The 14,203-nt window shown below is 70.2% G+C and carries 10 protein-coding genes; 7 read left to right on the forward strand and 3 right to left on the reverse strand.

Translation table 11 applies throughout. The features are described from left to right. Window positions 1-17 precede the first annotated feature (17 nt). The 3 genes from ABZ562_RS29720 to polA all read right to left on the reverse strand — a co-directional run bounded on the left by ABZ562_RS29720 (window position 18) and on the right by polA (window position 5,041). A complete protein-coding gene (locus tag ABZ562_RS29720; RefSeq protein WP_107097146.1) occupies window positions 18-152 on the reverse strand; it encodes an SPW_0924 family protein in 135 nt (44 codons plus the stop codon). A gap of 207 nt (window positions 153-359) precedes the next feature. Continuing rightward, on the reverse strand, window positions 360-2,147 hold the full coding sequence (locus ABZ562_RS29725) for a lytic transglycosylase domain-containing protein (protein WP_361485404.1): 1,788 nt from the start codon (window positions 2,145-2,147) through the stop codon (window positions 360-362). 158 nt (window positions 2,148-2,305) lie between these two features. After that, complete coding sequence (polA, locus tag ABZ562_RS29730; RefSeq protein ID WP_361485406.1) at window positions 2,306-5,041, reverse strand: DNA polymerase I; 2,736 nt, start codon at window positions 5,039-5,041, stop codon at window positions 2,306-2,308. Window positions 5,042-5,198: 157 nt separating this feature from the next. Between polA and ABZ562_RS29735 the strand changes: the two genes are divergently transcribed. The 7 genes from ABZ562_RS29735 to ABZ562_RS29765 all read left to right on the forward strand — a co-directional run bounded on the left by ABZ562_RS29735 (window position 5,199) and on the right by ABZ562_RS29765 (window position 14,193). After that, window positions 5,199-7,493, forward strand: a complete 2,295-nt coding sequence (locus ABZ562_RS29735) for an FdhF/YdeP family oxidoreductase (protein WP_361485408.1) — start codon at window positions 5,199-5,201, stop codon at window positions 7,491-7,493. A gap of 116 nt (window positions 7,494-7,609) precedes the next feature. Further along, window positions 7,610-8,080, forward strand: coding sequence for a hotdog fold thioesterase (locus ABZ562_RS29740; protein ID WP_055554333.1), 471 nt, complete (start codon window positions 7,610-7,612; stop codon window positions 8,078-8,080). 517 nt (window positions 8,081-8,597) lie between these two features. Beyond that, window positions 8,598-9,827, forward strand: coding sequence for a branched-chain amino acid ABC transporter substrate-binding protein (locus ABZ562_RS29745; RefSeq protein WP_361485410.1), 1,230 nt, complete (start codon window positions 8,598-8,600; stop codon window positions 9,825-9,827). A 104-nt stretch (window positions 9,828-9,931) separates the two neighbouring features. Continuing rightward, window positions 9,932-10,864 (forward strand): branched-chain amino acid ABC transporter permease, encoded by a 933-nt coding sequence (locus tag ABZ562_RS29750; RefSeq protein WP_361485412.1) that lies wholly within the window; start codon window positions 9,932-9,934, stop codon window positions 10,862-10,864. 13 nt (window positions 10,865-10,877) lie between these two features. Next, window positions 10,878-12,617 carry a branched-chain amino acid ABC transporter permease gene (locus tag ABZ562_RS29755; protein WP_361485414.1) on the forward strand — a complete coding sequence of 580 codons (1,740 nt, stop codon included), beginning with the start codon at window positions 10,878-10,880 and terminating at the stop codon, window positions 12,615-12,617. Next, window positions 12,614-13,480, forward strand: coding sequence for an ABC transporter ATP-binding protein (locus ABZ562_RS29760; RefSeq protein WP_361485416.1), 867 nt, complete (start codon window positions 12,614-12,616; stop codon window positions 13,478-13,480). The genes ABZ562_RS29755 and ABZ562_RS29760 overlap by 4 nt, the downstream gene beginning before the upstream one ends. Next, complete coding sequence (locus ABZ562_RS29765; RefSeq protein ID WP_361485418.1) at window positions 13,477-14,193, forward strand: ABC transporter ATP-binding protein; 717 nt, start codon at window positions 13,477-13,479, stop codon at window positions 14,191-14,193. Before ABZ562_RS29760 ends, ABZ562_RS29765 begins: the two co-directional genes overlap by 4 nt. The last annotated feature ends 10 nt before the right edge of the window (window positions 14,194-14,203 follow it).

Raw genomic sequence — 14,203 nt, forward strand, 5'->3', positions numbered from 1 at the left:
GGCGGGGCGGCCCTCCCTCAGGGGTGCTCGGGGACGGTGGTGAGCAGCGGCTTGGGGGAGGTGGTGCCGTCGGGGGCGCCGATGGCCGTCACCGTGAGGACGAGGGCGAGGGCGGCGGCGAGTCCGATCGCGGCGGCGACGAGGGCGCGCATGCGGGCCTCCCGTGGTTCCGGTACGAGGCGGCCTGGAGCTGACGCGACGTCAGGTCGGCCGGGGCTGGGGCACCGTAGCAACGGGGGGCGCAGATGAGAACACGCAAGCCCGAAACGCGAAGCGCGCCGTCCCCGGGCACACAGCGGCGCCGCCCCCGGGCCCGGTGGGGCTCGGGGGCGGCGCGGTGTGCCCGGGGCGGCGGCCCGCTAGGAGGCGGCGGCCGGGGTGACGGTCAGCTCGACGTCCAGGACGACGCCGTTGGCCGTGGTGAGGCGGAGCAGATAGGTGCCCGCGTGCTCATCGGTGAGGATCTTCGGAAGCGTCAGCCGGCCGAGGGCGTCGGTCTTCAGACCGGTCAGGGTGCGGACCGGCTTGCCCTTCGCGTCGAGGAAGTACGGGCCCTTGTCGTTCGGCTCGGGCTTCTTGGCGTCCGTGATCATGGTCGCGGTGACCGGGACGCCCGCCGCGACCTTGCCCTTGTTGGTCGCCTTGACGGTGAGGAGATCGGCGAACGAGCCGCCGGTCCCGGCCTTCAGGACGCCGTCCCCGAGGCGGGCCAGCGCGTCGGCCTGCGGTACGGGCCGGGCCTTGACGGACGCGGCGAAGTCGACCGGGGCCACCTGCTCGCGCCCCACGGCCGTGGCGCGCAGGGTGAAGGAGCCGGTCTGCTCGCCCGCGAGCAGCTTGGGGGCGGTGGCGGTGCCGTCCGCGCCGGTGAGCACGGTGACGGAACGGACGAGGCCGAGGAAGCGGGCGCCCGTCTCGCCGCGGATCTCGTACTTCACGCCCGCCGCGGCCACCGGCTCGCCCTCGGCGTTCACCGCGTGGACCTTGGGAGCGCCGGTGAACGTCCCACCGGCGGTGGCGGTGAACTGCTTGGCGCCGACCGCGGTCAGCTTGGCGGTGCCGGTGGGCTTGGGGGCGGGCGTGGTGGGCGGCGTGGTCGGCGGCTTGGGGAGCTGCGGGAGGGGCGTCTGCCCCGGGTCGTCGTCCGGGTCGGTCGAGGGGGAGGAACCGTCGGGCTTGTCGTCGGGCTTGGGCAGGGTGTGCGCACCGCCGTTGCCCTTGCCGGAGTCCGTGTCCTTGCCGGAACCGTTGCCCTTGTCCTTGCCGGATTCCTTGGAGCCGGACTTCGAGCCGTCACCCGACGGGCCGCTCCTCTCCGAGGGCAGCACGCCGGTGCCGTCGGGCACCTCATGGGTGCCGCGCTTGTAGTACTCGAACCACGACAGGACGGTGTTCAGATACTCCCGCGAGTGGTTGTAGCCCAGGATCGCCTTGTTGATGTCCGCCTGGACGGACAGATCACGGTTGTTGGCGCACAGGTAGAAGCCCGCGGCGAGCGCCGCGTCGTAGATGTTGTTCGGGTCCGAACGGCCGTCGCCGTTGCCGTCCTGGCTCCAGTTCGCCCAGGTCGACGGGATGAACTGCATGGGCCCGACGGCGCGGTCGTGGGTGGTGTCCCCGTCGAACTCGCCGCCGTCGGTGTCCTTGATCATGGCGAACCCGTTGCCGTTGAGGGCCGGGCCGAGGATGGGACTGACGGTCGTCCCCTCGCGGTCCACGCTGCCGCCGCGGGCCTGGCCGGACTCGACCTTGCCGATCGCGGCCAGCAGCTGCCACGGCAGGTTGCAGCCGGGCTTGGCCTCCCGGAGCGCCGCCTCCGCCTTCTTGTACGCGGCGAGCACGCTCGCCGGTATCCCCGCCTCGGCCTTGGCGCTGCTGCCCGGGAGCCCCGGCAGGTCGATCGAGGAGCCGGGCTTGTCCGGCTTGGTCAGGGGCGGCAGATCGGTGTGGTACGAGGAGCCGCCGTCGATCGGCGTATCGGGCGACGGCGCCCCACTGGCCCGGTCCCGGTCCCGGTGATCCCGGTCGCCGTGCTCTTGGGCGGCGAACCCTGGCGCCTGGGATGCGGTGAGGGCGGCCATCGCGGCCGCCGCCACCGCCGTCGTGGCCGCCCCCTTACGCAAACGTCGGCCGATAAGCGGTGCCATCCGTGTGTCCCTCCCGTCGAACACGATGCGCTCCCCCGCGCGTCAACCCTGGTGACACTACGACAACTTAGGGCCCGCGACCACCGCTGCCTACCGCCTGTCAGCAGCCATTCGGGGGTGAACACTTGGCCGATTCCGCCAGTTCCACCAGCCGCCCCTCAGTGCGCGGCCGACTCCCAGTCGGCGCCGACGCCCACCGACACATCCAGCGGAGCGCGCAATTGGAAGGCGCCGGCCATCTCGCGCCGCACCAGCTCCTCGACCCGCTCCCGCTCCCCCGGCGCGATCTCCAGCACGATTTCGTCGTGCACCTGGAGCAGCATCCGCGACGAGAGTTCGCCCGCCGTCAACGCGGCGTCCACCTTCAGCATCGCGATCTTGACGATGTCGGCGGCGGTGCCCTGGATCGGGGCGTTGAGCGCCATCCGCTCGGCCATCTCACGGCGCTGCCGGTTGTCGCTGTTGAGATCGGGGAGATAGCGGCGGCGGCCGAGCATGGTCTCCGTATAGCCGGTGGCGCGCGCCTCCTCCACGACCCGCTGCAGATAGTCACGGACGCCGCCGAACCGCTCGAAGAAATTGTCCATCAGCCGCCGCGCCTCGTCCGCGCCGATGCCCAGCTGCTGGGAGAGGCCGAACGCCGACAGCCCGTACGCCAGGCCGTACGACATGGCCTTGATCTTGCGCCGCATCTCCGGGTCGACCTCGGAGGTGTCGACGGAGAACACCTGGGAGGCCACCGTGGTGTGCAGGTCCTCACCCGAGGTGAACGCCTCGATCAGGCCCTCGTCCTCGGAGAGATGGGCCATGACGCGCAACTCGATCTGGCTGTAGTCGGCGGTCATCAGCGACTCGAAGCCCTCACCGACGACGAAGCCGCGCCGGATCGCCCGGCCCTCGTCCGTGCGCACCGGGATGTTCTGCAGGTTGGGGTCGGTCGACGACAGCCGGCCGGTCGCCGCCACGGTCTGGTTGAAGGTGGTGTGGATGCGGCCACCGGGCGAGATCGTCTTGATCAGCCCCTCCACGGTGGAGCGCAGCCGGGCCTGCTCCCGGTGACGCAGCATGATCACCGGGAGTTCGTGGTCGGTCTGCGCGGCCAGCCACGCGAGCGCGTCGGCGTCCGTGGTGTACCCGGTCTTGGTCTTCTTCGTCTTGGGCAGGCCCAGCTCGCCGAAGAGCACTTCCTGGAGCTGCTTGGGCGAGCCGAGGTTGAACTCGTGGCCCACCGCGGCGTGCGCCTCCTTCACCGCCTGCTGGACGGCGCCCGCGAACTGCTGCTCCATGCGGTCCAGCCAGCCGCGGTCGGCGGCGATACCGGAGCGCTCCAGCCGGGCCAGCAGCTCGGAGGTGGGCAGCTCCACATCGCTCAGCAGCCCGGCGGCGCCGACCTCCTCCAGCCGCCCCCGGAACGCCTCGCCGAGGTCGAGCACCGTACGCGCCTTGATCATCAGGGCGTCCTGCTCGGCCTGTTCGTCGGCGCCGAAGGCGAGCTGCCCGCTGTCCGCTGCCGCCGCCGGGGACAGCTCACGGCCCAGGTACTCGACCGACAGCGCGTCCAGCTCGAAGGAACGGCGGCCCGGCTTGACCAGATAGGCGGCCAGCGCGGTGTCCATCGAGACGCCCGCGACGGACCAGCCGTGCTCGGCGAAGACCCGCATGGTGCCCTTGGCGTTGTGCAGCACCTTCGGCCGGTCCGGGTCCGCGATCCAGGCCGCGAAGGCCCGCTCGTCGGCCTCGTCCAGCTCCGAGGGGTCGAAGCAGACGGCGGGCCCGCCCGCGGTGGCCAGCGCGATCTCGCTGACGCTGCCGCTGCCCAGCGCCCAGGTGTCCACGGCGGCCAGGCCCAGCGGCTCGGCGCCGCGCTCCGCCAGCCAGGGCGCCAGCCCGCCCGCGCCCAGCGTCACCCCGTCGACCTCGACGCCGGGGGCCGCGGCGGCCGGCTCCTCGTCGGCCGCGCCGGGGTCGACGGCCAGGATGCGGTCGCGGAAGTTCTGGTGGCGGAACTCCAGCGCGTCCAGGACCACGGCCATCGCGGCCCGGTCGTACGGAACGCGCTTGAGACCGTCCGGGCCGACGCCCAGCTCCACGTCCCTGACCAGCTCGGTCAGCTGCCGGTTGAGCTTCACGGCCTCCAAGTGGTCGCGCAGCTTCTCGCCGACCTTGCCCTTGACCTCGTCGACCCGCTCCACCAGCTCCTGGAACGACCCGAACTGGTTGATCCACTTCGCGGCGGTCTTCTCGCCGACCCCCGGGATGCCGGGCAGGTTGTCCGACGGGTCGCCGCGCAGCGCCGCGAAGTCGGGGTACTGGCGCGGGGTGAGACCGTACTTCTCCTGGACCTTCTCCGGGGTGAACCGGGTCAGCTCGGAGACGCCCTTGGTCGGGTAGAGGACCGTGACATGCTCGCTGACCAGCTGGAACGAATCGCGGTCACCGGTGACGATCAGCACCTCGAAGCCCTCGGCCTCGGCCTGGGTGGCAAGGGTGGCGATCACATCGTCCGCCTCGAAGCCGTCCACCGCGAAGCGGTGGACGTTCATCGTGTCCAGCAGCTCGCCGATCAGCTCGACCTGCCCCTTGAACTCGTCCGGGGTCGAGGAGCGGTTCGCCTTGTACTCCGTGAACTGCTCGGAGCGCCAGGTCTTGCGCGAGACGTCGAACGCCACCGCCAGGTGCGTGGGCTGCTCATCACGCAGCGTGTTCGCCAGCATCGAGGTGAAGCCGTAGATCGCGTTGGTCGTCTGGCCGGTGGTCGTACTGAAATTTTCCGCCGGCAGCGCGAAGAACGCCCGGTATGCCAGGGAATGCCCGTCCAGCAGGAGCAGGCGGGGACGGTCCCCCGTGCGGTCGGGCGCGGGCGCTGCGGTCTTCTTCGATGCTTTCTCTGCCACGACCCCGATCCTGCCACGCCCCACCGACAACGCCTCCCGCCTCCCACCCCAGCCCACCCGCACCGGCCCACCCGCACCGGGTGGTCCCAAAGTCCGTGACTCATGAAAGGATCGAGAGGGGACAGGCACCCAACCACGGCGGAAAAAGGGGAGCGACATGGCAGCCAAGCCACCCGCAGGCGATCCGGTCCAGGACGCGCCCGAGGTCGCACCCCCGAAACACGCCGCCGCCGGGCTCCCGGCGGTCGGTCACTCGCTGCGCATCGCCCAGCAGCAGATGGGAGTGCGCCGCACCGCGCTCACCCTCCTCCAGGTCAACCAGAAGAAGGGCTTCGACTGCCCGGGCTGCGCCTGGCCCGAGCCGGACAAGCGGCACACGGCCGAGTTCTGCGAGAACGGCGCGAAGGCCGTCGCCGAGGAGGCGACCCTGCGCCGGGTCACCCCCGACTTCTTCGCCGCCCACCCGGTGGCCGACCTCGCCACCCGCAGCGGCTACTGGCTGGGCCAGCAGGGCCGGCTCACCCAGCCCATGTACCTGCCCGAGGGCGCCGAGGCCTACGAGCCGGTCAGCTGGGACCGCGCGTTCGACATCATCGCCGACGAACTCCAGGCCCTGGCCTCCCCCGACGAGGCCGTCTTCTACACCTCCGGCCGCACCAGCAACGAGGCCGCCTTCCTCTACCAGCTCTTCGCCCGCGAGTTCGGCACCAACAACCTGCCCGACTGCTCCAACATGTGCCACGAGTCCTCGGGCTCGGCGCTCACCGAGACACTGGGCGTCGGCAAGGGCAGCGTGCTGCTGGAGGACCTCTACAAGGCCGACCTGATCGTCGTCGCCGGGCAGAACCCGGGCACCAACCATCCGCGCATGCTCTCCGCGCTGGAGAAGGCGAAGACCAACGGCGCGAAGATCATCTCCGTCAACCCGCTGCCCGAGGCGGGCCTGGAGCGGTTCAAGAACCCGCAGAACGCCAAGGGGCTCGCGGGCGGCGGCACCTCGCTCACCGACCTCTTCCTGCAGATCCGGATCGGCGGCGACCAGGCCCTCTTCCGCCTCCTCAACAAGCTGATCCTGGAGGCTTCCGACAACACCCCGGGCATCATCGACGAGGACTTCATCGCCGAGCACACCCACGGCTTCGAGGACTTCGCCGCCGCCGCCCGCGCCGCCGACTGGGACGAGACGCTGCGCGCCACCGGCCTGGAACGGGCCGACATCGACCGCGCGCTGAGCATGGTCCTCGCCTCGAAGCGCACCATCGTCTGCTGGGCCATGGGCCTGACCCAGCACAAGCACTCGGTGCCCACCATCCGGGAGGTCGTGAACTTCCTGCTGCTGCGCGGCAACGTCGGCCGCCCCGGCGCCGGGGTGTGCCCGGTGCGCGGCCACAGCAACGTGCAGGGCGACCGCACCATGGGCATCTTCGAACGGCCCGCGCCCGCCTTCCTGGACGCCCTGGAGAAGGAGTTCGGCTTCGCGCCGCCGCGCGAGCACGGCTTCGACGTCGTCCGTGCCATCCGCGCGATGCGCGACGGCGAGGCCAAGGTCTTCTTCGCCATGGGCGGCAACTTCGTGGCCGCCTCCCCCGACACCGACGTCACCGAGGCCGCGATGCGCGCCGCCCGGCTGACCGTCCACGTCTCGACCAAGCTCAACCGCTCCCACGTGGTCACCGGCGCCCGCGCCCTGATCCTGCCCACCCTCGGCCGCACCGAGCGGGACGTCCAGGACGGCGGACCGCAGTTCGTCACCGTCGAGGACTCGATGGGCATGGTGCACGCCTCGCGTGGACGCCTGGAGCCCGCGAGCCCCCACCTGCTCTCCGAACCGGCCATCGTCGCCCGGCTGGCCCGGCGGGTGCTCGGCGCCGGGAGCGCCACCCCGTGGGAGGAGTTCGCCAAGGACTACGCCACGATCCGGGACCGCATCGCGGCCGTCATCCCCGGCTTCGAGGACTTCAACGCCAAGGTGAGCGACCCGTCCGGGTTCGCCCTGCCGCACGCCCCCCGGGACAGCCGCAGCTTCCCCACCACCACCGGCAAGGCCAACTTCACCGACGCCCCCGTCGAGTACCCGACGGCCCCCGAGGGCCGGCTGCTGCTGCAGACCCTCCGCTCCCACGACCAGTACAACACCACCATCTACGGCCTGGACGACCGCTACCGCGGCATCAAGAACGGCCGCCGGGTGGTCCTGGTGCACCCCGAGGACGCCCGCGCGCTGGGGCTCGCCGACGGCTCGTACGCCGACCTGATCAGCGAGTGGACGGACGGCGTGGAGCGCCGCGCCCCCGGCTTCCGGGTGGTCCACTACCCGACCGCGCGCGGCTGCGCCGCCTCGTACTACCCCGAGACCAACGTGCTGGTCCCGCTGGACGCCACCGCCGACACCAGCAACACCCCGGCCAGCAAGTCCGTGGTGGTCCGGCTGGAGCAGACCCGCCCCGCCTGACGGCCCACCCCGTCTAAGCGTTCGCTCAGTGGCCTGATATGAAGGTGGCCATCACCAGCAGGTGGCCACCGTCAGCGCGGGTGGTCACCGCCAGCAGACGAACGGAGCCGGTCCCGATGGGCGAGCAGGCCAGCGTGAAGTTCCCGCAAGAGGTCATCGACGAGTACGCGGCACTCGGCGTCGACCTCCTCGCGCTGTTCTCCGCGGGTCACCTCGGCACCCGCATGGGCGTGCAGATCCTCGAGGCCTCCGCGGAGCGGGTCGTGGGCACCATGCCCGTGGAGGGCAACACCCAGCCGTACGGGCTGCTGCACGGCGGCGCCTCCGCCGTGCTGGCCGAAACCCTGGGCTCGGTCGGCTCGATGCTGCACGGCGGCAGCGGCCGGATCGCGGTGGGCGTCGACCTCAACTGCACCCACCACCGCGGGGTGCGCTCCGGCCTGGTCACCGGCGTCGCCACGCCCGTCCACCGGGGGCGCTCGACCGCCACGTACGAGATCGTCATCAGCGACGAGCAGGACCGCCGGGTGTGCACCGCCCGGCTGACCTGCCTGCTGCGCGACGCGGAGGGCCTGCCGAAGCCGTAGCACCCCGCCTCACCCGCCAGAAGCGGCACCCCCGGATCCGGGGGTGCCGCTTCGTTTGCGCACCGCCCTGAGTACATGCGGCCGGAATTGCTCGCCCCACTTGTAACACTCCGTAATACGCACGCAATCGAAGATCGGACACCCTCACTCCGTGACGTCATCCATGATGACCTCTCGCCATCGCCGTGGGTACGCGTCTCCACGCTTCGTCCACACGTTCCTTCGACTCCTTAGCGGAACTGCGGCTTCTCACTATCCGGACCTCATGGATTGCCAGTAAAGACCCGCTTTGTCCTTTCCGTTCCGCTACACCGACACACGAACGTGACCTGGGTCATAACAAGACAGTCACATCATGGGCTGCACCTCTGCCCTCCATTGCGTCCCGCCCTTACATTCACAGCCAGTCACGATCCCCGTCAGGTGTTCGCCAGCACCTGTACGGCTGTAACAGATCCACCGGCGCGGACACGGCGTCCCATCCCGAGGGGCGGCCGGGCCAGGGAAAGGATTCTTCGTGCGACAGCGTTCCTTGCTCATCCTGACGACCGCGATCACCGCGGGAGCCCTCACCCTCAGCGCCTGCGGTTCGCGCGGCCAGACCGACAGCGGCGACAAGAACAAGAAGACCACCGTCGTCATCGGCGTCGACGCCCCGCTCACCGGCTCGCTGTCGGCACTCGGCCAGGGCATCAAGAACTCCGTCGACCTCGCCGCCAAGGTGGCGAACCAGCAGAAGGAGGTCCCCGGCGTCACCTTCAAGATCAAGTCCTATGACGACCAGGCGGTGCCGTCCTCCGGCAAGCAGAACGCCACCTCGATGGTGGACGAGGACGCCATCCTCGGCACGGTCGGCCCGCTGAACTCCGGAGTCGCCCAGTCCATGCAGGGCGTCTTCGCCAAGGCGGACCTGGCCGAGGTCTCCCCCGCCAACACCAACCCGGCGCTGAGCCAGGGCGACGCCTGGGCCTCGGGCAAGAAGTCCCGCCCGTTCAAGACCTACTTCCGCACCGCGACCACCGACATCATCCAGGGCCGCTTCGCCGCGCAGTACTACTACAAGGACGCGAAGAAGCGGAAGGTCTTCGTCGTCGACGACAAGCAGACCTACGGCGCCGGGCTCGCCAAGATCTTCGCCCAGGAGTTCAAGCGCCTCGGCGGCACGGTCGTCGGCACCGACCACCTCACCGTCAAGGAGACCGACTTCTCCGGCATCGCGGGCAAGGTCAGGTCCTCCGGCGCCGACTCCGTCTACTTCGGCGGCCAGTACCCCGAGGGCGGACTGCTGTCCGACCAGATCAAGCAGGCCGGTGCGCAGGTCCCGGTGATGGGCGGCGACGGCATCTACGACCCCGCCTTCATCAAGGCCTCCGGCACCAGCAACGACGGCGACTACGCGACCTCCGTCGGCTACCCCGTCGAAGACCTGCCCTCCGCCAAGACGTTCGTCAAGAACTACGCGGCCCAGAACTACAAGGACCCGTACGGGGCGTACGGCGGCTACTCCTACGACGCCGCCTGGGCCATCATCCAGGCCGTCAAGGCCGTCGTCGCCGACAACGACGGCAAGCTCCCCGACGACGCCCGCGCCAAGATCACCGAGGCGCTGAACAAGGTGTCCTTCGACGGCGTCACCGGCAAGGTCTCCTTCGACCGTTACGGCGACACCACCAACAAGCAGCTGACCGTCTACCAGGTGAAGAACGGCGCCTGGAAGGACGTGACGAGCAGGACCTTCAAGGACTGATCCCCGGGCGACACCCCGCCCATCCACGCAAGACAACCGCGCGAGGGCGCACACCGGCGCCCTCGCGCGGCGTCATATCCGACACGCTCATCGGAGGCCCTGCGGTGCACGAACTGCCGCAAACGCTGGTCAACGGCCTGACCCTCGGCGCCCTCTACGGTCTGATCGCCATCGGGTACACCATGGTCTACGGCATCGTCCAGCTCATCAACTTCGCCCACGGCGAGATATTCATGATCGGGGGCTTCGGCGCCCTCACCGTCTACCTCTGGCTGCCCAGCGGCACCGCACTCGCCCTGGCCCTGCCGCTCATGCTCATCGGCGGCATTCTCGCCTCGGTCGCCATCGCCACGGCCGCCGAACGCTTCGCCTACCGGCCCCTGCGCGGCGGCCCCCGGCTGGCCCCCCTGATCACCGCGATCGGCCTGTCCATCGCACTCCAGCAGGCCGTCTGGGCCTTCTACCCCGACGCCAAGAAGGCCCGCAGCTTCCCCCAGTTCGAGGGCAGCTCATTCGAGATCACCGGCAGCCTGCACATCCAGCGCGGCGACGCGTTCCTGCTCATAGCCGCCCCGCTGTGCATGCTCGCCCTGGGGCTGTTCGTCTCCAGGAGCCGGGCCGGGCGCGCCATGCAGGCCACCGCGCAGGACCCCGACACCGCCAAGCTGATGGGCATCAACACCGACCGCATCATCGTGATGGCCTTCGCCATCGGCGGCGCGTTCGCCGCCGTCGCCGCCCTCTCCCACGGCCTCAAGTACGGCCAGATCAACTTCGAGATGGGCTTCATCGCCGGACTCAAGGCCTTCACCGCCGCCGTCCTCGGCGGCATCGGCAACATCTACGGCGCCATGCTCGGCGGCGTCGTCCTCGGCATCGCCGAGGCCCTGGCCATCAAATACATCCAGGACATCCCCGGAATGGACCAACTCGGCGGCGGGGCATGGAAGGACGTCTGGGCCTTCACCCTGCTCATCGTCGTCCTGCTGGTCAGGCCCCAGGGGCTGCTCGGCGAACGCGTAGCGGACCGGGCGTGAAGGGAGTGAACCGATGACCACCCTCGACCTCGGCACGACCGCAGGGGACACCCCGGCCCCGCGCACCACCCCGCTCCGGGCGCTCACCGCGGCCGGCGGCCTCGCCGCCATGGCCTCCACCTTCCTCGCCTGGACCTGGACCTCCGACTTCCCCGGCGACCTCACCGTCTACGGCTACCCCGGCGGGCTCCAGGTCCTCACCCTCGTCCTGGGCCTTGCCACCCTGCTGTTCGCGCTCGCCGCCCTGGACGTCCGGGGCCTGCGCTGGCTCACCCCCGCCGGCTCCACCCGGGCCCTGCGGCTGCTGGCCCTCGGCACCTTCGCCACCACCTGGTTCACCCTCATCGCCATCGCCGTCGACCAAGGCGGCCTGGTCAACCTGGAACCGGGCGGCTGGGTCGCCGCCGTCGCCTCCGCCGCGCCCGTCGCCACCACGTTCCTGCTCACGGACGACACCCGGCCCCTCCGCCGCCCCCGGCCGCTCCCCTCCTGGGCCGACGTCCTCATCATCGCGGCCGTCTTCGCCCTCGGCCTCTACGTCGTCAACTACGGCATCCGGACCGACGAGGACAACCCCGAACCGTTCATCGGCTACCTCATCGCACTCTGCTTCGCCACCACCGCGCTCCTCAAAGCCGGACTCATCGCCCGGCTCAGCGGACTCACCAGCGCCCACCGCTCCCTCACCCTGGTCGCGGCCCTGGTCACCGCGCTGGTCTTCCCCTTCACCCAGGACAAGGCCAGCTACACCGAACTCGGCGTCAACATCGCCATCTTCGCGACCGTCGCCCTCGGCCTGAACATCGTCGTCGGACTCGCCGGACTCCTCGACCTCGGCTACGTCGCCTTCCTCGGCGTCGGCGCCTACACCGCCGCCCTGGTCTCCGGAACCGCCGCCTCCACCATCCACGTCACCTTCCCGTTCTGGGCCGCCATGCTCACCGGGGCCGCGGTCTCCCTCATCTTCGGCGTCGTCATCGGCGCCCCCACGCTGCGGCTGCGCGGCGACTACCTCGCCATCGTCACCCTCGGCTTCGGAGAGATCTTCCGCATCGCCGTCAGCAACCTCGACGGCACCTCGGGCCCCTCCGTCACCAACGGCCCCAACGGCGTCCCCAACATCCCGGCCCTGGAGATCTTCGGCTTCAACTTCGACGACGACCACAGCTTCGCCGGACTCACCCTCGACTCCAACAGCAACTACTACCTGCTGATGCTGCTCGTCACCGTCATCGTCGTCCTCATCTTCAGCCGGGCCGGGAACTCCCGCATCGGCCGCGCCTGGGTCGCCATCCGCGAGGACGAGACCGCCGCCACCGCCATGGGCATCAACGGCTTCCGCGTCAAACTCATCGCCTTCGCCCTCGGCGCCACCCTCGCCGGAGTCGCCGGCACCATCTGGGCCCACGTCCAGACCACCGTCGTCCCCGAGCAGTACGTCTTCGCCGGGCCCGTCCCGCCCAACTCCACCTTCCTGCTCGCCGCCGTCATCCTCGGCGGCATGGGCACCATCGGCGGCCCCCTGCTGGGCGCGGCCCTGCTCTTCCTCATCCCCGAGAAGCTGGAATTCCTCCAGGACTACCAGCTCCTCGCCTTCGGCATCGCACTCATCCTGCTGATGCGCTTCCGTCCCGAAGGGATCATTCCCAACCGGCGGCAGCAGCTCGAATACCACGAGACGGGACAGCTCGACGTGCCCGACCAGACCGCCCTCAGCGGCAGCGCCGTCGGCGTCACCAAGGCGGAGGCATGACAGACATGACCACGACCACGGTGGCGAAGGCCGCCCCCGTCCTCACCGCGACCGGCGTCACCATGCGCTTCGGCGGACTCACCGCCGTACGCTCGGTCGACCTCGACGTCCATCCCGGCGAGATCGTCGGCCTCATCGGCCCCAACGGCGCGGGCAAGACCACCTTCTTCAACTGCCTCACCGGCCTCTACGTCCCCACCGAGGGCCGCGTCTCCTACCGGGGCACCGTCCTGCCGCCCAAACCCCATCTGGTCACCCAGGCCGGCATCGCCCGCACCTTCCAGAACATCCGCCTCTTCGCCAACATGACCGTCCTGGAAAACGTCCTGGTCGGCCGGCACACCCGCACCAAGGAAGGACTGTGGTCCGCCCTCCTGCGCGGCCCCGGCTTCAAGCGCGCCGAAGCCGCCTCCACGGCACGGGCCATGGAACTCCTGGAGTTCACCGGCCTCGCCGCCAAGGCCGACCACCTCTCCCGCAACCTCCCCTACGGCGAACAGCGCAAGCTGGAGATCGCCCGCGCCCTGGCCAGCGACCCCGGCCTGCTGCTCCTCGACGAGCCGACCGCGGGCATGAACCCCCAGGAGACCCGGGCCACCGAAGAACTCGTCTTCGCCATCCGCGACATGGGCACCGCCGTCCTCGTCATCGAGCACGACATGCGCTTCATCTTCCGCCTGTGCGACCGGGTCGCCGTACTCGTCCAGGGCCAGAAGCTGATCGAGGGCACCTCCGACGTCGTCCAGCGCGACGAACGCGTCATCGCCGCCTACCTCGGCACCCCCTTCGAGGGCGCGCCCGGCGCCGAGGAGGCCGCGGCGGTGGAGGCGGCAGAGGCACGTACAGAGGAGGACGGACAGTGACCGCACTGCTCGAGGTCGAGGACCTCAGGGTCGCCTACGGCAAGATCGAGGCCGTCAAGGGGATCTCGTTCAGCGTCGAGGCCGGCCAGGTCGTCACCCTCATCGGCACCAACGGCGCGGGCAAGACGACCACCCTGCGCACCCTCTCCGGCCTGCTCACCCCGCTCGGCGGCACCATCCGCTTCAACGGCAAGCCCCTGAGCGGGGTCCCCGCGCACAAGATCGTCGCCCTGGGCCTGGCCCACTCCCCCGAGGGACGCCATATCTTCCCCCGGCTGACGATCGCCGAGAACCTGCAGCTCGGCGCGTTCCTCCGCAAGGACACCGACGCGATCGCCGCCGACGTACGGAAGGTGTACGACCTCTTCCCCATCCTCGGCGAACGCCGCACCCAGGCGGCCGGCACCCTCTCCGGCGGCGAACAGCAGATGCTCGCCATGGGCCGGGCCCTGATGTCCCGCCCCAAGCTGCTGATGCTCGACGAACCCTCGATGGGCCTCTCGCCGATCATGATGCAGAAGATCATGCAGACCATCGCCGAGCTGAAGGCACAGGGCACCACGATCCTGCTGGTCGAGCAGAACGCCCAGGCGGCGCTGTCCCTCGCCGATCACGGCCATGTGATGGAGATCGGCAAGATCGTGCTGTCCGGCACCGGGGAGGCGCTGCTGCACGACGAGTCCGTGCGCAAGGCGTACCTCGGCGAGGACTGACGGGGGTGAG

The organism is Streptomyces sp. NPDC019937, from assembly GCF_040631655.1.
Classification (GTDB): domain Bacteria; phylum Actinomycetota; class Actinomycetes; order Streptomycetales; family Streptomycetaceae; genus Streptomyces.